Annotated in this window: 30 protein-coding genes; 15 read left to right on the top strand and 15 right to left on the bottom strand. The window is 63.8% G+C overall.

Going from position 1 to position 19,208, the window contains the following annotated elements:
* Positions 1 to 54: 54 nt before the first annotated feature.
* The 5 genes from PX554_RS13725 to PX554_RS13705 form a co-directional block, all read right to left on the bottom strand.
* Positions 55 to 732, bottom strand: coding sequence for a hypothetical protein (locus PX554_RS13725; RefSeq protein WP_275502589.1), 678 nt, complete (start codon positions 730 to 732; stop codon positions 55 to 57).
* Positions 729 to 1,367 carry a DUF3164 family protein gene (locus PX554_RS13720; protein WP_275502587.1) on the bottom strand — a complete coding sequence of 213 codons (639 nt, stop codon included), beginning with the start codon at positions 1,365 to 1,367 and terminating at the stop codon, positions 729 to 731. The genes PX554_RS13725 and PX554_RS13720 overlap by 4 nt, the downstream gene beginning before the upstream one ends.
* Entirely contained in the window at positions 1,367 to 1,549 is a 183-nt protein-coding gene (locus PX554_RS13715) for a hypothetical protein (RefSeq protein ID WP_275502585.1), read from the bottom strand. The genes PX554_RS13720 and PX554_RS13715 overlap by 1 nt, the downstream gene beginning before the upstream one ends.
* A 431-nt stretch (positions 1,550 to 1,980) precedes the next feature.
* The gene (locus tag PX554_RS13710) at positions 1,981 to 2,277 is read right to left on the bottom strand and encodes a hypothetical protein (RefSeq protein WP_275502583.1); all 297 of its coding nucleotides are present in this window, start codon (positions 2,275 to 2,277) and stop codon (positions 1,981 to 1,983) included.
* An 83-nt stretch (positions 2,278 to 2,360) separates the two neighbouring features.
* Complete coding sequence (locus PX554_RS13705) at positions 2,361 to 3,533, bottom strand: RelA/SpoT domain-containing protein (protein ID WP_275502581.1); 1,173 nt, start codon at positions 3,531 to 3,533, stop codon at positions 2,361 to 2,363.
* Between the two features lie 128 nt (positions 3,534 to 3,661).
* On the opposite strand from PX554_RS13705, the gene PX554_RS13700 reads away from it, so the two are divergent.
* Both PX554_RS13700 and PX554_RS13695 read left to right on the top strand, forming a co-directional pair.
* Positions 3,662 to 4,483: a hypothetical protein gene (locus tag PX554_RS13700; RefSeq protein ID WP_275502579.1), complete on the top strand. Its 822-nt coding sequence runs from the start codon at positions 3,662 to 3,664 to the stop codon at positions 4,481 to 4,483.
* A gap of 784 nt (positions 4,484 to 5,267) precedes the next feature.
* Positions 5,268 to 6,200 (top strand): S1 family peptidase, encoded by a 933-nt coding sequence (locus PX554_RS13695; protein ID WP_275502576.1) that lies wholly within the window; start codon positions 5,268 to 5,270, stop codon positions 6,198 to 6,200.
* A gap of 95 nt (positions 6,201 to 6,295) precedes the next feature.
* Here the strand turns inward: PX554_RS13695 and PX554_RS13690 are convergent, their stop codons facing one another.
* Together PX554_RS13690 and PX554_RS13685 are read right to left on the bottom strand one after the other, a co-directional pair.
* Positions 6,296 to 6,925: an SOS response-associated peptidase family protein gene (locus PX554_RS13690; RefSeq protein WP_275502573.1), complete on the bottom strand. Its 630-nt coding sequence runs from the start codon at positions 6,923 to 6,925 to the stop codon at positions 6,296 to 6,298.
* Between the two features lie 331 nt (positions 6,926 to 7,256).
* Positions 7,257 to 7,589: a helix-turn-helix domain-containing protein gene (locus tag PX554_RS13685; RefSeq protein WP_275502571.1), complete on the bottom strand. Its 333-nt coding sequence runs from the start codon at positions 7,587 to 7,589 to the stop codon at positions 7,257 to 7,259.
* An 86-nt stretch (positions 7,590 to 7,675) separates the two neighbouring features.
* Here PX554_RS13685 and PX554_RS13680 point away from each other — a divergent pair, with 86 nt between their 5' ends.
* Together PX554_RS13680 and PX554_RS13675 are read left to right on the top strand one after the other, a co-directional pair.
* Complete coding sequence (locus PX554_RS13680) at positions 7,676 to 7,954, top strand: transcriptional regulator (RefSeq protein WP_275502569.1); 279 nt, start codon at positions 7,676 to 7,678, stop codon at positions 7,952 to 7,954.
* Positions 7,951 to 8,148: a hypothetical protein gene (locus PX554_RS13675; RefSeq protein WP_275502568.1), complete on the top strand. Its 198-nt coding sequence runs from the start codon at positions 7,951 to 7,953 to the stop codon at positions 8,146 to 8,148. Before PX554_RS13680 ends, PX554_RS13675 begins: the two co-directional genes overlap by 4 nt.
* A 7-nt stretch (positions 8,149 to 8,155) precedes the next feature.
* Here the strand turns inward: PX554_RS13675 and PX554_RS13670 are convergent, their stop codons facing one another.
* Positions 8,156 to 8,359 carry a hypothetical protein gene (locus PX554_RS13670; protein ID WP_275502565.1) on the bottom strand — a complete coding sequence of 68 codons (204 nt, stop codon included), beginning with the start codon at positions 8,357 to 8,359 and terminating at the stop codon, positions 8,156 to 8,158.
* Between the two features lie 131 nt (positions 8,360 to 8,490).
* Between PX554_RS13670 and PX554_RS13665 the strand changes: the two genes are divergently transcribed.
* Positions 8,491 to 8,817: a hypothetical protein gene (locus PX554_RS13665; RefSeq protein WP_275502563.1), complete on the top strand. Its 327-nt coding sequence runs from the start codon at positions 8,491 to 8,493 to the stop codon at positions 8,815 to 8,817.
* Here PX554_RS13665 and PX554_RS13660 read toward each other — a convergent pair.
* The gene (locus tag PX554_RS13660; protein ID WP_275502562.1) at positions 8,774 to 9,142 is read right to left on the bottom strand and encodes a hypothetical protein; all 369 of its coding nucleotides are present in this window, start codon (positions 9,140 to 9,142) and stop codon (positions 8,774 to 8,776) included. The genes PX554_RS13665 and PX554_RS13660 overlap by 44 nt on opposite strands.
* A gap of 399 nt (positions 9,143 to 9,541) precedes the next feature.
* Between PX554_RS13660 and PX554_RS13655 the strand changes: the two genes are divergently transcribed.
* The 9 genes from PX554_RS13655 (at position 9,542) to PX554_RS13615 (ending at position 12,623) form a co-directional block, all read left to right on the top strand.
* On the top strand, positions 9,542 to 10,006 hold the full coding sequence (locus tag PX554_RS13655; RefSeq protein WP_275502559.1) for a hypothetical protein: 465 nt from the start codon (positions 9,542 to 9,544) through the stop codon (positions 10,004 to 10,006).
* A gap of 127 nt (positions 10,007 to 10,133) precedes the next feature.
* Positions 10,134 to 10,529, top strand: coding sequence for an XRE family transcriptional regulator (locus PX554_RS13650; protein WP_275502557.1), 396 nt, complete (start codon positions 10,134 to 10,136; stop codon positions 10,527 to 10,529).
* Positions 10,526 to 10,723, top strand: a complete 198-nt coding sequence (locus PX554_RS13645; RefSeq protein WP_275502556.1) for a hypothetical protein — start codon at positions 10,526 to 10,528, stop codon at positions 10,721 to 10,723. Before PX554_RS13650 ends, PX554_RS13645 begins: the two co-directional genes overlap by 4 nt.
* Complete coding sequence (locus tag PX554_RS13640; RefSeq protein WP_275502554.1) at positions 10,720 to 10,935, top strand: hypothetical protein; 216 nt, start codon at positions 10,720 to 10,722, stop codon at positions 10,933 to 10,935. The genes PX554_RS13645 and PX554_RS13640 overlap by 4 nt, the downstream gene beginning before the upstream one ends.
* Complete coding sequence (locus PX554_RS13635) at positions 10,932 to 11,171, top strand: DUF2312 domain-containing protein (protein WP_275502552.1); 240 nt, start codon at positions 10,932 to 10,934, stop codon at positions 11,169 to 11,171. Before PX554_RS13640 ends, PX554_RS13635 begins: the two co-directional genes overlap by 4 nt.
* Positions 11,171 to 11,491, top strand: coding sequence for a hypothetical protein (locus PX554_RS13630; RefSeq protein WP_275502550.1), 321 nt, complete (start codon positions 11,171 to 11,173; stop codon positions 11,489 to 11,491). The genes PX554_RS13635 and PX554_RS13630 overlap by 1 nt, the downstream gene beginning before the upstream one ends.
* Positions 11,491 to 11,658 (top strand): hypothetical protein, encoded by a 168-nt coding sequence (locus PX554_RS13625; RefSeq protein ID WP_275502549.1) that lies wholly within the window; start codon positions 11,491 to 11,493, stop codon positions 11,656 to 11,658. Before PX554_RS13630 ends, PX554_RS13625 begins: the two co-directional genes overlap by 1 nt.
* A gap of 504 nt (positions 11,659 to 12,162) precedes the next feature.
* Positions 12,163 to 12,318, top strand: coding sequence for a hypothetical protein (locus tag PX554_RS13620; protein WP_275502547.1), 156 nt, complete (start codon positions 12,163 to 12,165; stop codon positions 12,316 to 12,318).
* Positions 12,318 to 12,623 (top strand): helix-turn-helix transcriptional regulator, encoded by a 306-nt coding sequence (locus PX554_RS13615; protein ID WP_275502544.1) that lies wholly within the window; start codon positions 12,318 to 12,320, stop codon positions 12,621 to 12,623. Before PX554_RS13620 ends, PX554_RS13615 begins: the two co-directional genes overlap by 1 nt.
* Before the next feature lie 340 nt (positions 12,624 to 12,963).
* Here the strand turns inward: PX554_RS13615 and PX554_RS13610 are convergent, their stop codons facing one another.
* The 3 genes from PX554_RS13610 to PX554_RS13600 form a co-directional block, all read right to left on the bottom strand.
* Complete coding sequence (locus PX554_RS13610) at positions 12,964 to 13,602, bottom strand: outer membrane protein (RefSeq protein WP_275502542.1); 639 nt, start codon at positions 13,600 to 13,602, stop codon at positions 12,964 to 12,966.
* A 121-nt stretch (positions 13,603 to 13,723) separates the two neighbouring features.
* On the bottom strand, positions 13,724 to 14,845 hold the full coding sequence (locus PX554_RS13605; protein ID WP_275502540.1) for an alpha-hydroxy acid oxidase: 1,122 nt from the start codon (positions 14,843 to 14,845) through the stop codon (positions 13,724 to 13,726).
* A complete protein-coding gene (locus PX554_RS13600) occupies positions 14,830 to 15,510 on the bottom strand; it encodes a Fe2+-dependent dioxygenase (protein WP_275502538.1) in 681 nt (226 codons plus the stop codon). Before PX554_RS13600 ends, PX554_RS13605 begins: the two co-directional genes overlap by 16 nt.
* A 110-nt stretch (positions 15,511 to 15,620) precedes the next feature.
* Between PX554_RS13600 and PX554_RS13595 the strand changes: the two genes are divergently transcribed.
* Positions 15,621 to 17,042, top strand: coding sequence for a M20/M25/M40 family metallo-hydrolase (locus PX554_RS13595; RefSeq protein ID WP_275502536.1), 1,422 nt, complete (start codon positions 15,621 to 15,623; stop codon positions 17,040 to 17,042).
* A gap of 256 nt (positions 17,043 to 17,298) precedes the next feature.
* On the opposite strand, the gene PX554_RS13590 is transcribed toward PX554_RS13595, so the two are convergent.
* The 3 genes from PX554_RS13590 to PX554_RS13580 are packed head-to-tail and all read right to left on the bottom strand — an operon-like array spanning position 17,299 to position 19,203.
* A complete protein-coding gene (locus PX554_RS13590) occupies positions 17,299 to 18,042 on the bottom strand; it encodes a SapC family protein (protein ID WP_275502535.1) in 744 nt (247 codons plus the stop codon).
* Positions 18,043 to 18,051: 9 nt separating this feature from the next.
* A complete protein-coding gene (locus PX554_RS13585; protein ID WP_275502533.1) occupies positions 18,052 to 18,726 on the bottom strand; it encodes a cytochrome b/b6 domain-containing protein in 675 nt (224 codons plus the stop codon).
* A 9-nt stretch (positions 18,727 to 18,735) separates the two neighbouring features.
* Entirely contained in the window at positions 18,736 to 19,203 is a 468-nt protein-coding gene (locus PX554_RS13580; RefSeq protein ID WP_275502531.1) for a c-type cytochrome, read from the bottom strand.
* Between the last annotated feature and the right edge of the window lie 5 nt (positions 19,204 to 19,208).

The following is a 19,208-nucleotide window of genomic DNA, read 5'->3' as shown; positions in this document are numbered from 1 at the left end:
GTTAGAGCGGGCGCGCAAGGGTCGATGCCCCAGTTCGTCTTTCCCGGAAGCCGCTTAGGCGGCGGTGCTCCGAAGAGCTGCGTTGTCGTTTAGCGGGGCAGGGCATACGCGCCAACCCTCAATTTTCCATGAACGTGTGCCGAAGCGCACGTGTGCATACGGACCGTCTGCACGTTCGAACACGCCGCGAATGCCGACCAGCGCCGGCATATCGGCGACCTCGACTTCAGCGCCATCCTGAAGCGCGATCGGTGACCGGCGCAACGCTGCGCGCCGATCGCGCTCGAGCTCCTGCTCGGCCCGCCGGCGAGCGCTCGCGGATTTTATCGCGGCGATGCGGATCTTCTCGGCCGCGGCCCGGCTTTCCGCCTCGTGCATAGCCTTGATCGTCGCGGCCGCTTCGGCTTCCTCTCTCCGCAGGCCGGCGATCTCCGCTTCGTGGATTTGCGGGACGCGGCCGTCGACATTGAAGACGGAAAACGTCGGGTGCGCGGTCCGGTCGGAATTGGCGATGGTGACTAGGTCCGCGAGGAATTGCTCCTGGGCGAACACGAAGGTCGGCAGGATCGGGATCTGGCTCTCGATCGCGCGCTTGCCAGACGGCGTGTTCGCCCGAACGTAGCGGCGCAGCGTGCGCTCGGGCGTCCATGCCTCGTAACCCGCTTCGTTGAGCGACCGTGAAAGCGGCAGCGTGTTGCCGGTGCTCGTCCGAAGGATGATCCAAGGCTTCATGCCGAGGCCATGTCCAGCGTCACCGATCGCCAGGGCGCGTCGCCGGCGTCGCGCTGCTGGAACCGCACGTAGGTTTTCGAGCCGATGACCCGCATGCTGTCGCGGATCGCATCCATCGCGCGCTGCCAGCGTGGATCCTCAATCTGCACGCGCAGCAGCATGAACACTTCAGCCCGGTTGATCGTGCCCTGCTGATCGACCTGGAAGACGCGGTTGACCAACGCGCGCAGCTCGACGCCACCGGTGGCGGCCCATTCGCTCAGGCACTCGTCGATCAGCGCTTTCGCCGCCTGGATCTCGGGGCCGAACTCGATCTGATCGGCGACGTTGACGAGCACACGCATGGTTCCGTCGAACGTCGTCAGCGTGATGTTGCCCTTGGTCCCGCCGATCTTCGCGCCGAACTCCTGCGCGATCAGCGCCTGGTGCGCGCCAACCTGGTCGAAGACTTGCCGCTTGAAGCCGCTGAGCAACGTGGAGAGATCGACGGCGTCGCCCAGAAGCCTGCGTACCAGCTCGTCCATGAGCAGATCGGCCGGCTTGATCGCGGCGATCGGCACGAGCGCGCCCTTGGCGTCGCGCAGATAGGGCAGGCCGCCAACCTCGATCGCGGCCGGATGCTGAGCGCCGCTCATCAGTTGATCCCGGCCGCAAGCGCGCTGGCGCCGAGGATCGAGCGGACATTGGTGAGCGAGATCCGCGCGGCGTTCCCGCGGGCGACCTCGGTCAGTATTTCGCTGTACTGCGCCTTCGTGAGCTCCACCTTCTCGCCCTCGATGGCGTCCAGAGCGGCCCTCGCGCTTGCAACGTTGATCATGGAACCCCCGGCTCAATCTACGTCGGGGATGTACTCGAACGGAGGAATCGACCGGAGGTGACCAAATGTAGAGGGGGGCTGCACGAGTTGGCCGAGCGGGGAGGCGTGCGCGTAGCCAAGCATGCCGAGCGCCTGTTCGATCGCATGCCGGCACCGCACTAGGTCACGGATCGCAATGCCCCTGCGCGAAGCTGGCGGGCGCTCCAGGTATCCTTCACGCACAAGCTGGTCGACGAAATGCCTTGCGCGCGATCTATGGACACTAGGACGCATTGAACGAGCGATCTCGTCATACGACGGAGCGGTACCGGATCGTGAGATCCGCTCGACGATGTATGCCAGCGCTTCCACTCTGCGGAGCGGTGCTGGTGCTGCCCCCTTCATGTCGGAAACATAACATTGCTTTCGGCTCGCCGCTACATCGGCACGGTTCATCCTCTGAGCCGCCGCACGGTCTTTACCCATTCTTCCTCGGTTTGTGGCCCCCAGCGCGGCCCGGTTGGCGGGTTATAGGTGACGCGGATGTGGGTCGGCCGACCCAAGCAGCGTGAGCAGCGAAGGTGCTGGCCGACCTGCCCCATGCCCATCGTCCAGCAGTGGATGCGGTACCATCGCGCCATGCGCTTCGCGTCGACGACGCTCTCGTTGCCGCAATGAAACGTGCATTGGACGTGCAAATTTGCATCCCAGCGGGTGACGTCCCACAGCGATTCGAACTTGCGGTTCATGCCCATCTGGGCGATGTAGAACGAATAGGGAACGATAGGAAAGCGGTAGGAAAAAGGGATCAGGGCAGTCTTAATGCCGCTTTTCAGTCTGGCTCTGGCCCAAACGAGATCGCGGCCGCAGCGCGATATAGGTCATCAGCAACGGCAGGTGAACCGTATAGCAGAGAACGAGCTTCTTCGATGTAGTAAATGAAATCACTTGCATCCGAAAAGTAGTTACGGAAAGCAGTTCTCACGTCTTGCCTATTGCCGCGCACCAAAACGATGTCCTTGGAGTTTCCGGCATTTTCTTCCTCTAGATCGAAGAGCGTCAACAAGGCCTGCGTGGCGTCTCGAAAAGTCTTGATCTCCATAGGCGCATCTTCGGAAAATATAAGAATGATGTTGTGGTTCCTACCTCCCTTCAAAGCGTCGCTTGCGTCCAGCTCGCGCAGCATATCCATTAGGCCAAGCTGCGAATCTAGCTCATCAAACGCGATCGCGAGTTCAACATCGCCCATATCAGGCACTGGTCCTCGCTGACTCTCCCAAACGCGAGAGATCATCTCGCTGGCATATACCATGACCTGCTCGTACCGCTTATCCCCTTGCTTGAACTTGGGATTGCTCTTTGTGATAAGCCCGACAACTTCGACGCAGGTCGCCCACGCATGCTGATAAATAGTCCGGTACTGCAATTCAATTTGCAGCCCCTTGTAAGTCGCTCCATGATGACTGTTGACGTCATATTTGTAGACGTCATGTATTCCCCTGTAGCCGTCAGCCTTAGGGTTGATTATATAGTCATACTTACCTGAATCGTTGCGCAGTTCATGTTTAAACTTCGCTCTTTGGAATTCAGAGCGAAAAGCGGTTAGTGCTTCGTAATCTTGAAAGATAAGCCGGCAGCCTGCCACATCATCCATACGATGAAGCTTCATGTCAGGATGGCGCCGCAGCTTTCCCATGATAGTCTGTCGCCGCTTGTGCCGCTGAGCAACGATGATATCGCGGTGCCGAGTGCGATTTCGCAAAAGTGCCTGGAAGCTATTCAAGACGTGACGGTGAGCCGCTCTCCAGCGGTCTAGAACGGCCAAATCGTCGGGAGTCGCTCGGCCATCCCTGATCGCCTCACCGGCGCGGCTGACCCTCTTCCGCGAGCCGCCAGGGTAATCCTCAGGTGAATTCACAAGTCTCTTTTCTCCTACTTCCCACCGCTTGGCAATCTGTCTGCGCGGCGGAGAACCCCTCCGCCACGTCTGCAGGATATTCCTCATATCAGCGCCCTGCTTCGCGCAAGAGCCCGGCTACGATCCAGCTAATCCCGCGCGGACCAGTTCCTAGACGGCAGTTCCGCGAGCGTTCATAAGCTCATTGCTGCGCAAAGGGGGTAAAGGTTGACGCGATGGGTAAGTGGGTCGGTGGTATTCTCACCACTCTGATAGTGCTTGCGCTCACCACGTGGGTCGCTGCGCTTTTGAAAGGTCCAATAGATGATTGGGCAAGTCGAGACAAACTGCGGGCGGAAGTGCAACTCTCGCCATGGTATGAAAAGCCGAACAGACTTTCAAATAAACCAGATTCACTTAAGCAAGTTGGTATATGGAAAAGCTTAGACGATGATGGAAACTTCGGAGTAGCTAGGCTACTAGTTACAAATGAAAGCAATAAGCTTATAAGTGATGTAAATGTACGATTGCTCTCTCCGTGGTTTTTTGAGGATGTTCTAGTAACTAAAATAGACGGACATGACAAAAGCTTTCATAATGTTAAGCGAATTATACTTCCGGACATGAGGCCCGGAGATAAAATCGTTGTAATGATGTGGGGGCCTTTTGCATCATTTACGTTTCCTAGCGTTTTCAGAACATATTCATCCGAAGGCGCATTCAGAATAACATATAGTTGGCCAGCCAACGAGGAATATCAATTTAGAAGCTCTCTATCTCGCGCCTTAGATGAATATGCGAGTTATTTTATTACGACTCTCGTAATATTTATAATTATACTACTTATAATTACTCTGGTGGCCCATGAGCAATATTATAAGAAACTGTTGAAGAAGAAATCTTACTATAAAGTCGAGCGCGCCCGCTATCTTTTGGATCCGAATAAGTTTTCGCCGGCTGCGAAAGCGCCTCCGCCACCCGCACCTCCGCCACCCGCACCTCCGCCACCCGCACCTCCGCCACCCGCACCTCCGCCACCCGCGCCTCCGTCACCCTGAACTCCATCGAGATACTTGAGGCCTTACTCGCGACTTTTCGCCTTTTGATCGGGCATCGCGACGGCATGTCTTGCCCAAACGCCCTCCTAAAGCGGCGGAGATGCCCTCCGCCGCGCGTTCACGAAGAACCCGGATTTTGGCCGTGCTCCGCGCTAGAAGACCGTTATCGTACCCCCGCGTTACCCCTCTTGGGCGCTGGGCCGTACACCCGAATGTCTCAGCCTGGTGGGAAGCGGACAGGCCGCTTGTCGTCATAATCAGCTAATAGCGGTCGTCGCATCCCCTGCGCGTAAGTCGAAGCCGCACTTCGAACAGATCGCTTCTGGTACGGGTGTATATGCCCATCCAAAAGGCCCCCAGCTTGGTCCCAAGGCGTACGGAGACTTACCACATTTCGGACAGGCGATCGTAAGCCGAATAGGAGCTGCAATCCGACGCCTGCTGCGCCGATATACCAGCCGATCATTTCCTTTCCGCCATCAGCCGCGAGAAACCAAATTACACCGGTCGACACCAGCAAGAGCGGCAGCGACATGATTAACGAATAGAAGCGGAGCCGGACCATGCAGAGGTCTTACACCGACTGTTGCATGTCCGCTATCGGGATGGTCGGAGATGACGGCAATGACCGACTTTGGGCGGGAGCCGCCCCTTAGAAAAGGCATTATTATGCATCCCGTACCCCAATGGCGTCCGGGAGGGTTAAGTGGTAGCCCTTCTTAGGCCATTGGTCGCGCCTTCATATCGCGTGGGGCGCCACCTGGCTGCTCGACGTAGGGACAAGATGACCTTTAGGATTCGTGACAGCCTGCTTGGGGTGCCAATCTACCTTTATCGAGATGAGGTTGCTGCAAGTGCCGGGGAGTCCGCAGGAGGCTGCGGCTTCTTGTATGGTCATGACTTACCCCCGCATTTGGGGAGCGGACATACCCTATGGGCCGTGACAAATAAGCATGTCATCGAGAGCAACAATTGGACAATTCGGCTCAATCTCAAAGCCGGTGGCATCACATGCATCGATACCGACGATCGAGAATGGATTTATCACCCTCGGACCGACTTGGCCGTTCGGCCGTTGGCGCTATTCCAAGACATCCACAAGTTTAGTTACTTGGCCAGCGAATGGCTTCTTACGGAGGATTGGGAGAAGGCCCTGGAGATTGGTCCGGGAGACCCTTGCTTCACGATAGGCCGGTTTATCGGCCACGATGGCAAGCAGAAGAATACACCCACGACGCGGTTCGGGCAAATCGCCCAAATTGACACAGAGCCAATCGTGCAGAGCGGTCAGTCGATCGATAGCTATTTAGTTGAGATTCGTTCGATTGGTGGGTTCTCTGGCTCTCCAGTGTTCGTTTACCTCAACGCGGCTTATTACCGACCATGGGCTGCTGGCTCTAAGACCGGGCCGGATGGGTCAATCCTTGGCGTTGGACACTATCCTACAGGACCGTGGCTCCTTGGTGTGAATTGGTGTTCGGTTCCCACGTGGGAAACTGTCTGTGACGCATCCGGTACTGAGTTGCCGAGCGGCTATAAGGTGCAGGCAAATAGCGGGATTATGGGTGTAGTGCCCGCCCGCTATTTGAAGGAAATGTTTGAACCCGGCGGAGCCGCGTTTGGTAAGTTGCAGGAGATTGAAATAGGCATAGCCCGGACCTCGGCTACACGACTGCCGACAGCGATGCCTACCTCCGAAGATTCTTCGCGCGCCTAAAGGCGCGCTTATTCGGAACGCGCTTAAGCCGCCCGGTGAAGGTTTCGTCCAGACCCTATGTTCGCAATTGGGCGGCAGCCGTCACCTCGTAACGCCTAACCCGTCCTGGTTGGGAAGACCGGGCCGCGTACCGTCATCCGGTCGGCGGGGTAGGGGCGCTGGAGCGCCACCACCTCGTCATAGCTGCCGCGCAGCCAAAGCTCGTGATCCTCTTCACGCAGGATCGTGATCATCGCTTTGGGGTGGATCGGGGCGACAAGGGCGTTCGGGTCGCAGGTCACCATCGTGAAGCCATTGCCCTTGGCGGTGCGCTGCCAGAAGCCGGCGACGGCGAAGATCGGCTGCTCGGGCACCGCGAACCACATTTCGCCTTTGACCGGCTTGCGGCCGTCGCCCAGATCAACTGCGTCCGGCGTCCACTCGCAAAACTCGGTGAGCGGCACGAGGCAGCGGTTCTCGGGTCGCTCCGCGAGCCGCCGCCACTGCGGCAGACCGAGTTGACGCACGTTCGTCATTGGGAACTTGCCGCCGCCGCCGAGCACGTCCCAGGCCATGATGTCGAGGCCGCGCCGGCCGGCGTCCTCGCGAATCACGTAGGCGCGACCGCGCGGCACGAGCTCGACCGGGTTGAAGCGATTGTCCATCGGCCGTTCGGCCGCCCAGTCCGCGCCGAAGCGGGAGAAGAGCGTCTCCGGCTCGGCGCTGGTGCGCGCGCGATTACACATCAGCGATCCTACCCATTACGCCTGCTCCCTTGCCGCTGCCCCACCTTTCACCGGGTTGGCCATGCGCCTCGACCGCCGAGCCATCGTTGCGATGACATGCGCGATCGCTATTCGATCGGTTGCGGATAATCCTCGAAACTGCCGGAGCATTTCGATTTCCTCCGGTGCAAGGATAGTCTCCCCGAGTTCCATTGTTCGCCCCACTCCCGGTTTGCGCGCACGCCGGCGATGGCGTGCGAACCGAAGATGGTGGACGGCTCGTTAACAATATCCCCCGAAGCTCATCTAAGGCACTGACAAAATGCGGAAATCGGTCGCCGACAGTGCAAGATCATCCACGGCCTGACATCGATCGAGCGACTTGCAACAGGGCTCTCTGCTCGTCTTCGCTAAGAGTGTCGAAGCAATCCAGCAACTCACGAGCGTTCGAACTGATCTGGCGCGGGTGACAAGTCTCGGCCTTCGGATCGTCCGATTCGCCGGCGAGGTACGCTGCCGTCGTGCCAAGCTCGCGAGCGAGGACGACGAGATGCGGCGACGATCTTCGGCCTCCTCGAATCAAGCTGTTGACGGTCGTCTGCGGCAGTTTCGCGCGCCGCGCCAGTTCGGCCTGCGAGATGCCTAGCGCGTTGATACGCTCTTCAATCCTGGCTCCCAAACTCATGCCGCGCAATCTACCGGCTGATCGGTAGAAGGATATTCCGCAGATGCGGTTGACTCACATACCGATGAAGCGGTAGGCCTACCGTTATGGCGGTAGAACACAAATCCGATTCGGCGTTGGCACGCGCTGTTCGCATCGCGGGGTCGCAAAGCGCCTTTGCCCGTTTGATCGGCCGCGCGCAGCAAACCGTGTACGATTGGTTGTCGAACGACAAACCCCTGCCTGCGGAACACGTCCTCAACGTCGAGGCCAGAACCGGCATCTCGCGCCACGAACTTCGCCCCGATCTCTACCCCCAGGTGTCGGCCGCGGAGGTCCGCCGCTCGCCCGGTCACGATTTAGGCGACATGGAGCCGGCACGATGAGCGAAGACGTACCTCGCACGCCGCACCAGCAGCTCCAGATCGAGCAGGCCGCGATCGAGGCGGCGCTCGACCCGCGCTCGATCCGGCTTCACTGTTTGAAGATTGCCGCGCAAACAAATCTTCCCGCGGGCGATGTGCTGCCAACAGCCAAGCTCTTCGCGGATTTCGTTCTTGGCAGCCCGGCTCGTGACTAAGCTCGAGCTATTCTTCGGTAACGGGCGGCTGACCGGTGGTGACGAGCGTATGATAATATTCATACGTGGCGACGACTGTGGCCCGCGCGCCCATTCTTCTGGCCAACGTCTGCGCCGGCGAACTGCTTTCCACGCTGCCGCGATACGCCAATTCGGCCTGAGTAAGCGTAGCAGCAATAAGCGCGCCGGCGTCGCCTGTCGTAACGTGCATGTGGGTTTCCCTTCGGTCAGTGCTTTGAACACCCTGACTGTAGCCGGGCGGGGAGCAGCCGCAAGCTGCTCCCCCGAAGGTGCCGTTTTCGGCCCGACGCCGACGGACTTCGGCGCAATGGAGCCGGTACTGTGAGCGAGCCGTTCACGCCTGAGCAGGAAGCGCGCGTCGGCGAAATGATCGCCGACGCGCTGGCTCAAAAAGCTGCCGAAGGGAGCGCTCGATTCGTGAGCATCATGAACGCGCTCGCCGAGATATCGTCGAGCGCAGGTCCAGTCGGGTCGCTGCTTATGAAGGCCGGCGTAGGCGATGGCCTCAAATTCGGACGAGAGGGCGCGGACGAACGCATCCGCGATATCGCGCGCGAGGAAATCGAATCGGCCGTGTGCCGCTTCGGCAACCAGGTTGTAGCGGTTACTCGCGCTTTGTCCCCCAATTCGGGTCGGAAGCTCGGGTGATGACTGCCTGCCAATCCATGCTCTCGATGAAAGTGTCGAGGATGGGCGCCTCCACCTTATCCTCCACGTGCTCGCTCGATCGCAATCTTTCTGCGCGGCGCTCGAGCGTTTCTTTGACATCGAGCGCGAAGTCGGGGCCGAAGCGCTTACCGGCAGCATGCAGTATAGCCACGCCGAGTTCCAGCGCCCACACGGCGTTCTCCACCGGTGAATATACGCTGCTCTCTTCCATGGTGGCGATGGCTTCTGCCGAGAATCCTTCGTTCGCCAGCTCTCGGCGTCGCTCTTCCGTGAACGGACGCCAGCCAAACGGTTTTTCGGACACAGTTTCACCTCTTCGTGTTGGTCTCGACAATCACACGATAGCTGGATGGGGTCGGGCGTCCAGCCCGGCCCCTGAAGGCCGCATACCTTCGTCATCACCAATCCTTTCCCTCTTCGGCGGCTTGCAGACCGGCCGATGCCCCAGCAAGGCGGAGCGCGCGAAATCGTGCCCGACTCAGCGGGAGCTCCTTGGGTGTCTGCCGTACCCGCGTACCGGCGGCATCGATCGACCTCCTCCCCGGTCGGTGCCGCCAATCTCGGGTACCCCGCGCCGGATTGTTCGTCGCTGCGGATCGACACCTCGTTTTCGTATCATGAGCTCGGCCGCCATTCGGGCGGCGAGCGGCGCCGGCGGACCTGACCCATGTCCGTCGGCGTCGTCCCTATTGGCGCGTCTGGTATGACCAAGGCGCGCCCGATTTTCGAAGACGCACTGCTGCGCGTCCTGGGTGATTTGACGCCGGCCCGTTGCGCGCTGATCACCGGGCGCGCCGAGGCATATTTGCGCGAGGCGAGCGATCCCGATCGGCCTCAACGCCTCACCGTCCACGACATGCACAAGCTCGATGTCGAGCATCTCGCCTTCGACGGCACGACGCCACTGTTCGCCGCCTATGGCGCGCTCATCGCGCAGGCGCGTGCCGAGATTTACGCGGATGCTGTGGCGATCGGCCGCGCCACAAAGGGCGTGCTCAAGGAGGATGGCGAGGCGCATCTCGCGCTGTTCATCGCCTCGCAACCGGACGCAACCGACCACGATCTTCGCGCCGCGCTGCGCGAAACGGAAGAGTCCATCGCCGCGCAGTCGCAGGCGGTCCAGGCCGTTCGCGTCGCCCTCCAGAAACGTCACCCGCAGCCACCGTAAGCGGGCGCTGTCCCGCCATTTCGGAATTCAAGCCGCCCGATGATCTCTGTCGATCGCCGGGGCGGGAAACTGCTGCCTGGAACCCCGCCGCATGCCCTGCCGACATGACCCTCGCGCGCCCGCATTGATGCGCCCGCTCACACCCGGCGCGTATCTGAAGATGCGCCGTTGCGCAGCCCAGATGTCGGTTGCCGACGTCGCCGCGCGGATCGCCACGGCGCCGAGGCTGGCTGAGCACGCCCGTGTCGAACTGATCGAGCTGATCGAGGCGGATGCGGCGCCGGCGAGCTTCGCGACGATCGTCGTGTTCAACAACGTCTATGCGTTCGACCTCGAGGTGCTGGCCACGCTCGAGCGGATCAGCCTCGGCGCGGATCTGCCAGCACCGCGCCTGTGCCGAATCTGCGCCTGCAGCGAGTTCGATCCGTGCGTGGGGCGGACCACCTTCGGTCCGTGCAGTTGGGTTGCCGCCGATCTGTGCTCGGCCTGCGCTAGCCCATCGCTCGCGAGCGCGGCCGCGTGAACGATCTACCGCCCACTTCATCCCGCGCGGTACGCCGCGCGCGCATCGCGATCGACTTCGCGATCGTCGCAGCCGGCGTCGCCGTCGCCTTCGCCCTTTGCCGTCTTCCCGCCCCGGCGCTGGTGACCCTCGCGGTCGCCCTGTTGGTCGCCGTCACCGCGTTCGTCGTCATCATGAGGGAGATTTCCCGATGAAGCCTGACCCTGCCACGCTCGACCGGCCTGTACCGGCGCCTTTCATCCACCGGCAGGATTGCCGTTGCCCCGACTGCCCAGGCGGGCGGCGCCCGCTCGATCCCGTCACGCGCGCGACGCTGCTGTTCTCTGGCGGCATGGGGATCGGCTTCCTGCTGGTCGCAGCATCGGGCAATCTGGAGGAGGCGCTGCGTGCGCTGTTTGGGCTGTGAGCGAGCCGATTTCCGCCGACCAGCTTCGTCTGCTGATCGAGCGCATCGAGCGCCTTGAGGAAGAGAAAAAGGGCATCGCGGACGATATCGCCGATGTCTACGGCGAGGCGAAATCGACCGGGTTTGACGTCAAGACAATCCGGCAGATCGTCCGCCTGCGCAAGATGGAGAAGCACCACCGCGACGAAGCGGAGGCGACGCTCGAGCTCTACATGCACGCGCTGGGCATGGCGTGATGCGGCCCACCATCCAAGAGATCGCCGCGATGCCGTTCCCGGCGAGTCGCGAAGCCGTGCGCCGCTGGCTCGACCCTGACTGGTGCCGCTTCGACCCGGACGCCGAGCCGCGCGAGGTCCGTGTCTCGATCGACTATGAGATCACGCACGAAGAAAGCTTAACCGTCATCGTGCTCGCGCGCGATGCCGAGGAGGCGAAGCGGCTCGCGGTCGAGCAACTCTCGCATGATCGCGGTAAGGTTGAAGTTCTTGACGCGCGGATCTCCGAACCCGCGACGGCGCATCAGCCAGCACTGCCCTTCGATCGGGCGCTACACTGATGTCCCCGAACCCTGGCTTCTGCCCGGCCGAGGCCGCAGGCAAGCGCGTCGAGGTGCTGCTCGCCAACGGCAACCGCCGTCAGTGGCCAGCCGACGGTAAGCACGGCTGCAACTGGACGATCAGGGGCATCCCCGCGGACATTCGCGAATACGAGATCGTCCGCTGATGCCCTGCGAGCACATCACCCTGCCAGGTGGCGGCCGGGCCATCGTCTGCTCGTCGCGCCGCCGGCAGCGATGCGCGTGCGGCCGCGTGGCGAACCGATTGTGCGACTGGAAGGTGCCGACCAGGCGAAGCGGGACGTGCGACGCGCCGATCTGTCGGACCTGCAGCACCTCGCCGGCGGCAAACAAGGATCTGTGTCCCGAACATGCGGCCGCGTTCGAGGCATGGCGGGCTGGGCGGGCTCGCGATCCTGCGCGCCGGGCGGAGCCTCGTTGATGGCGCGGGTAGCCGGCATCAACGCCGATCCGCCAGGCGGGCGGCATGAGCCCTGCGCATGTCCGGAATGCCGTGCGCTTGATCGCGCGCATCCGGGCGAAGGTGTCCAATTGCGCCTACTGCCATCCGGGGACCGAACGGATGCGATCCCCGTCGGTGCCGCGCTGGACGTGGGGCAGGGCGCATGACCGGGCACGCAAGGTGCTGCGCCGCGCCAAGTTGCTCTGCCTTGGTCGATCGCAACACGCCGTTCTGTCGCCGCCATTGGGACAAGCTCCCGGGCAAACTGCGGTCGCGTATCGGCATGTCGGCGGCGGCAAAGGACAGTGTGGTGCGAAATGACGACATCGGTCGCGCCGTGCGGCTGCTCGGGACGATCTCGTGATGGACTATACGCAAAAGCACGACGGTGCCGGGGGAGAAGATGAGCGCGGAGAGGCCAAGCCGGTCAACGCTTTGCATTCGCTGACCACGGCGCAGCGAAAGAGCAGGGGCTCAGTCCTCGAGCGCGGGCGCTTCCTGCGGATCAACGATGTCGTTGCAATTACGGGCCTGAGCCGCGCCACGATCTACCGACTCATAGATCGGGCGGATTTCCCGCGTCAGTTCCAGCTTACCAAGCGGGCGATCGGCTGGTGGCAGGCCGACGTTGAGGCGTGGGTCGAGAGTCGCCTCGGCAACGCTGCCTAAGCCCGCAACCCCTTCGCAGCCGGGGGCATCGCTGGGGGCATTTGAAAAATGAAAAGCATCAGAAACGGCGTAAATCAGGGACGTTACCATGAATATTCTAGCAGCAGCCCTGTCCACCACCCCTTCATCTCGGGGTGTCGATACCGGCTCGAGAAGCCCGCCCCCTACTGGCGCTCTCTTACCGTCTCTCACTTGTAATATCGTTGTTCCGCCGCGCGCTTCCGTATGTCCGGCAGGCGTGTGCGCCGCCACGCGCGGGCGCGGCCCTCCCAGAGCCGAGACGCAAAAAAGGGCGGCCCTCGCGAGCCGCCCTTTTCCGAACTTCCGAAAGAAGCGTCGCTTACTTGAAGTGGAAGCCGATGGTGCCCATCACGCGCTGACGCGAGGTGTGGTCGTTATACTGCGAATAAACGTACTGCGCGCCGACGAAGAGCGGCATCCGCATCACGTCGCGGCCGACCGAATATTCGACGCCGCCGCCGACCTGATAGCCGTCGGTGCTGAAGCGATCATACACGATGTTCTGGCCGGTCGGCGCGTCGATGCGCTTGCGCTGCTGGTTGTTCACATAGCCGCCCTTGCCATAGACGAGGAAGTTCGGGGTGACGAGATAGCCCGCGCGCACGGCCGCGCCATATTCCTCGAACGACTTCTGGCAGATCTGGCTGTTGCCGCCGCCGCGCGAGCAATTCTCGCTCCAGTCGTTGGCGCGCCAGTACGATGCTTCCGGGCCGACGACGATCCGGTCGGCGATCACGCCGTCGAAGCCGACGGTTGCGCCGTAACCGAACTTGTCACGGTGGCGGCCCTGCGACTGGAAGCGGTCACCGCCGATATCGCCTTCGATGCGGATGCCCCGGAACGTGGGGTTGCTGTCGGCGACGCTGGTGTCCGCCACGGTCGTGTCCTGCGCGGACGCGGCGTTCGCACCAAACGCGACGAGGCCGAAGGCGACGGCGGAGAGGAGGGCTTTACGCATACTAAGTTCCTTTGGTGTTTTGTATTCAGCGGGTGCCTAACCATCATCCGGCGAGGACGATCCGCCCCCGGTGCGGAAAGTCGCAAGCTGTTGCTGCGGCGCAACAGATATGACGGAACCGTTATGAAGACCGGGGGAGCAGGCAGGCGGGGCCGATGCGGTCCAGCGTCGGGCAGCCGAGCTGCGCCATCGCCAGTTCCAACTCCGCGCGCAGAATATGGGCGACGTGCGCCGCGCCCGCCATGCCCGCGACGGCGAGGCCGTGCAGTTGCGGCCGGCCGACCAGCACCGCCGTCGCCCCGAGCGCGAGCGCCTTGACGATATCGGGCCCGGTGCGGACGCCGCCGTCGATCAGCAGCGGCACCGCGCCGGCGGCCGCGAGCATCGCCGGCAGTACGTCGAGCGCCGACGGCGCACCGTCGAGCGTGCGCCCGCCGTGGTTCGAAACGATGATCGCATCGGCGCCATGCGATACCGCGATCCGCGCGTCGTCGGCGGCGAGCAGACCCTTGAGGATCACCGGCAGCCGTGTTTGCGCGCGCAGCCACGCGACATCGGCCCACGTCGGCGCGCCATCGGCGAGCGGCGTGCCGAACAGGATGCGCGAACCGGGCACGCTGGTCTGACGCCGATCGGCGCCGACCTGCAGGTTGGCTGCGGTGACGCCGGGCGGCAGCGCGAAGCCCGAGGTCTTCACCGACGCATCGACCGTGAGCACGATCGCCTCATATCCGGCAGCCTGCGCACGCGCGACCAACTCGGCGGAGACCGCGCGATCCTCCTGAAGATAAAGCTGGAACCAGAGCGGCGGCGGCGCGACGCCGAGCGCGCGCGCCGCGTCGCGCGCGGTCTCGGCGATCGCCTCGAGCGGCACGCTCGACAAGGTGCTGGCGACCATGCCGACACCCATGGCGACGCTCGCGCGCACGCAGGCGAGTTCGCCCTCGGGGTGGACGAGACGGTGATAGGCGACCGGCGCGAACAGGATCGGCGCCTGATGCTCAAGCCCGAACAGCGTCAGCCGCGTATGCCCGCCGCGCAGATCGCTCAGCATGCGTGGCAGCAGGGCGAGGCGCTCGAACGCGGCGCGGTTGCGCGCCAGCGTCTGGGCGCTGCCCGCCTGGATGTGCGCCCAGGTCGCGGCGGGCACGTGGTGCTCGGCGCGGCGCTCGTAATCGGCGAGCGTCTGGAGATCGGGCGGGATCACCGTCAGCGGCGGCAGCGGACTCACGTCTCCGACCATTGTCGCATCAAATTGTGATAGACCCCGGTCAACGTGTCGAGCGACGCATGATCGGGATGATCGCTACCGAGCGCCTGGATCGCGGTGTCGAGATCGAACAGCAGTCGGCGCCGCTCGTCTGCGCGGACCAGGCTCTGCGTCCAGAAGAACGCGGCATAGCGTGTGCCGCGCGTCACAGGGGTGACGTGGTGGAGGCTGGTGCCGGGATAGGCGATCATGTCCCCGGCGGCGAGCTTGACGCGGCGCTCGCCGAACGTGTCGGATATGACGAGTTCGCCGCCGTCATAGTCCTGCGGATCGCTGAAGAAGAGCGTGCTCGACACGTCGCTGCGGACCCGCTCGGCCGTGCCGGGGAGCGGGAAGATCGCGCTATCGACATGCGCGCCATAGTCGCCCCCGCCTTCGTACCGGTTGAAGCGCGGCGGCAGTACGCGCAGCGGCAGCGTGGCGGCGATGAACAGCGGCGTGGTCCCGAGCCGATCGAGGATGCGCGCGCCGAGCTGGCGGGCGACATCATGGTCGAGCGGCAGTTGCAGGTTGCGCTTGACCAGCGCGGCGCGGTGGCCGGCGGTGGCCCGGCCGTCGTGCCAATCGGCGGCTTCGAGCAGCGCGCGTGCCTCGCGAACCTCGTCGGGCGCGAACAGGGCGGGGATGTGGACCAGCATGGCGCCTGCATAGCGACAAAGCCATTGCGAGGCAGTAGCAAAACGAAGCGGCTTGTCGAAGCGATCGTGCTCGGCCAAGCTGGGCCGGTTCGGGTCACAGGGGGATCGTCATGAAGGCCGCTCGTCGCTCCAGTTTCGTCGCGCTTGCGGCCGTGTTGGCCAGCGCCGCGCCGCTTCACGCCGCCCCGGCCGATCCGCGCGGCGGTGAGTCGGCGTTCCGCGCGCTCTACAAGCAACTGGTCGAAACCGATTCGAGCTGGCCCGACGGCAGTTGCACGCTCGCCGCCGAGCGGATGGGCGCGCGTCTCACCGCGGCCGGCTATCCGGCCGCCGACGTGCAGGTGCTCGTCGATCCCGCGCACCCCAAGGAGGGCAATCTCGCCGCGATCCTGCGCGGCAGCGACGCCAAGCTGCCGGCGCTGCTGCTGCTCGCGCATATCGACGTGGTTGCCGCCAAGCGCGGCGACTGGACCCGCGATCCGTTCACGCTGGTCGAGGAGAACGGCTATTTCTACGGGCGCGGCACCTCGGACGACAAGGCGATGGCGGCGGCGTTCACCGATGCGATGATCCGCTTCCGGCAGGAAGGCTACAAACCCAAGCGCACGATCAAGCTCGCGCTGACCTGTGGCGAGGAGACCGAGAAGGCGCTCAACGGCGTCGAATGGCTGCTCAAGACCCGGCCCGAGACGCTGCAGGCGGGCTGGGCGCTCAACGAGGGCGGTGGCGGGTCGCTCGACGAGACGGGCAAGCCGGTCAGCCAGGGCGTTCAGGCGGGCGAAAAAGTCTATCAGGATTTCACGCTGACCGCGACCGCGCCCGGCGGGCACAGCTCGCGCCAGGCGCCGCACGTCAACGCGATCGGCTGGATGGCCGAGGCGCTGGCGCGGATCAACGCTTATGACTTCCCGGTCGATCTGACGCCTGCCGCCAAGGCGTATTTCGGCGCGTCGGCGGCGCTCTATCCCAAGACGCGCGCCGCGATGGCGGCGATCGGCGCGGGCACGGCGACCCCCGCCGACTATGCGGCGGTGTCCGCCGAAAACCCGAGCTGGAACGCGACGCTCCGCACCACCTGCATCCCGACGCTGATCTCGGGCGGGCACGCCGCCAACGCGCAGCCGCAGGCGGTGAGCGCCAACGTCAATTGCCGGATCATTCCGGGCGAGAGCGTCGACGCGATCGTCGCCACGCTGACGAAAGTGGCGGCCAACCCCAAGGTGAGCGTCGCGCTCGCCGATCCGCCCCAACCGAAATCGTCAGCGCCGCCGCTGACCCCGCAGATCATGGCGCCAATCGAAGCGCTGACCAAGGAGATGTGGCCGGGCGTCCCGGTGATCCCGCGTCTGTCGACCGGCGCCACCGACGGCCGCTTCACCAACGCGGCGGGCATTCCGACCTACGGTGTGTCGGGGCTGTTCTCGGACCCGGACGGGCAGGGGGTGCATGGCCTCAACGAGCGCATCCGCGTCAGGTCGTTGATGGACGGGCGCGTGTTCCTGTACCGGTTGGTCAAGGCGTACACCGGCTGATCGGGTGTCTGCCCATCCACGCTGGACGAAATCGACGCGCGTGCGTCAAGCGGCGTGCGTGGTACGTCCTTCGACTGCGCTCAGGACGAACGGGGTGGGTGGCCGACGGGGTAAGGTCCACGCGAACTGCTCGAACCGCTGGAACTGCTCGAACCGCTTCCAACCCTTCGCGCTGAACGAAGTCGAAGCGCTTGCGACAAGCACGGCAGCGGGGCATGGCTTTCGGCTGCGTTCAGGACGAACCGGGGAAGGCGCGTCAGCCGGCCGCCCATAGCGGCAGCACGTCCCAGTTCCCGGCCGAGAGCATATGCGCATATATCCAGGCGAGCGCGCCTTGGTCGCGCAACTTCATGAAGGCGGCTGGCGCCAGCGCGTCGAGCTTGGCGCGCGAGACGGCATCATATTCGACCACCAACGTCCGCTCGCCGCCGGGCGGCGTGTGATAGGCGCGGCGCGGTTCCAGCAGCCCGAGCTCGTCAAGCATCGCGACGAAGGCGCGGGTGCGGCCTTCTGCGGCATCGACCGCGTTGCACATGCCGATCGCCTCCTGGACCAGCGCGGTGGGTCGCCCGCGCTCGAACAAGGCCGTAGCGCCCGGCGTGCCGACCGGGACGATGCGATCCGAGGCTTCGTCGATGCAGATCACGTTGGTATCTGCGTGCTCGCGGCGCGCGAGCGTGAACGGGTGACGGCGCAGATAGGCCGGCACATAAGCGCCGGGCGCATAGCGTCCGTCCGGGGCGACGAACAGGTTGCGGTCAGCGCTCAGCCCGGTGACGACCACTGCCTCGCGCTCGGCCGCGAAGAACAGGATCGGGTAGTCGAGCGCGGCGCGTTCGAATTCGTCGGTGGTCACTGCGATCAGCGGCGCGGCGCCAGCGAAGCGGTAGCGGGCTTCGCCCGGCAGCAACGCCCGGTCCCCGTGGCGTCGCGCATCGAGGATCGCGATACGCTCGTACAACGGCAACGCGCCGTGCAGCGTGACAGCATCCCCCGCCATGCCGTGCGCCTAGAAGCGGAAGCCCTTCGACACGGCATAGGCGAAGCCGACCGCGATCGCCACGCCGATCGCCGCCTTCCACGGCGACGCGCCGAGCCGCGCCGCAACAGCGGTCGCGCCGGTCTTGCGGCGGCCGTGGATCATCGGCGCGACGAGGTTGTGGCGCAGCCCGATCAGATAGAACAGCACCGCCAGCACATGCAGCACGACCAGCGCGAGCAGCACGTTGAAGACGAGATGATGTACCTCCGCTGCGGCGCGACCGGTGTCGAAGCTGACGTAATCTGCGAGCGGCCCCGATTCGAGCCCGTCGACGTCGACCGCGAACAGCCCGGCCGTCACCATCACCACCAGCATGGCGAGCATCGCGATGACGCTCCACCCGCCGACTGGATTATGCCCGTCGGCCGCCTGATAGGGGCGTTTGCCGAGCGTGCGCAGATAGGCAAGAGCAGCGCGTGGGCCGCGCACGAACTGACTGAAGCGCGCGTTGCGGCTGCCGGCGAAACCCCAATAGATGCGGAACACCAGCAGCGCGAGGATCGTGTAGCCCGAGAGCCGATGCCAATCCATGTCATGATGCTCGCCGCTCCACCACGAGAAGCCGAGCAGCGCGACGAGCAGCCAGTGGAACAGCCGAACCGGCAGATCCCACACGCGCGCGGTGCTGGTGTCAGGCGTCATGCCGCGCGATCAATCGTCCGAGCGGAACTGGCGATGGCAGGCGCCGCAGGCCGCGCCGACCGCCTTCATCTGCGCGCCGATCGCGGCAGCGTCACCGCTTCCGGCGACCGCCACCAGCTTGTTCGATTCGCCGACGAGCTTGGCCATCGCCGCGTCGAACGTGGCGCGGTTGGTCCAGATGGCGGGCAGAGCATCGGTCTTGACGCCAGCGCTGGGGCCGGTGCCGGCGGGGAACAGCTTGCCCTGGCCCTTGGCGGTGGTGGCGAGCGTCTGCGCGGCGGCGAGCGTGGCAGCCTTGTCGGGCGTACCGCTCTTCACCTGATCGCCGATCGCCTTCATCGCGCCGCCCATCTTCTTGAAGCCGGCGACACGCGCGTTGACGACGTCCTGCGGCGCAGGCGCCGCCGCCATCACCGGCGCAGACAGGATCGCGGCGAGCGCCGCAACGCGGAGGGTTTTGAAAGCTGGTACGATCATCAACG

Source organism: Sphingomonas pollutisoli, assembly GCF_029167165.1.
Classification (GTDB): Bacteria; Pseudomonadota; Alphaproteobacteria; order Sphingomonadales; family Sphingomonadaceae; genus Sphingomonas; species Sphingomonas pollutisoli.
Note: the sequence above shows the minus strand (reverse complement) of the source record. Positions and strands in the feature narration are given on the sequence as shown.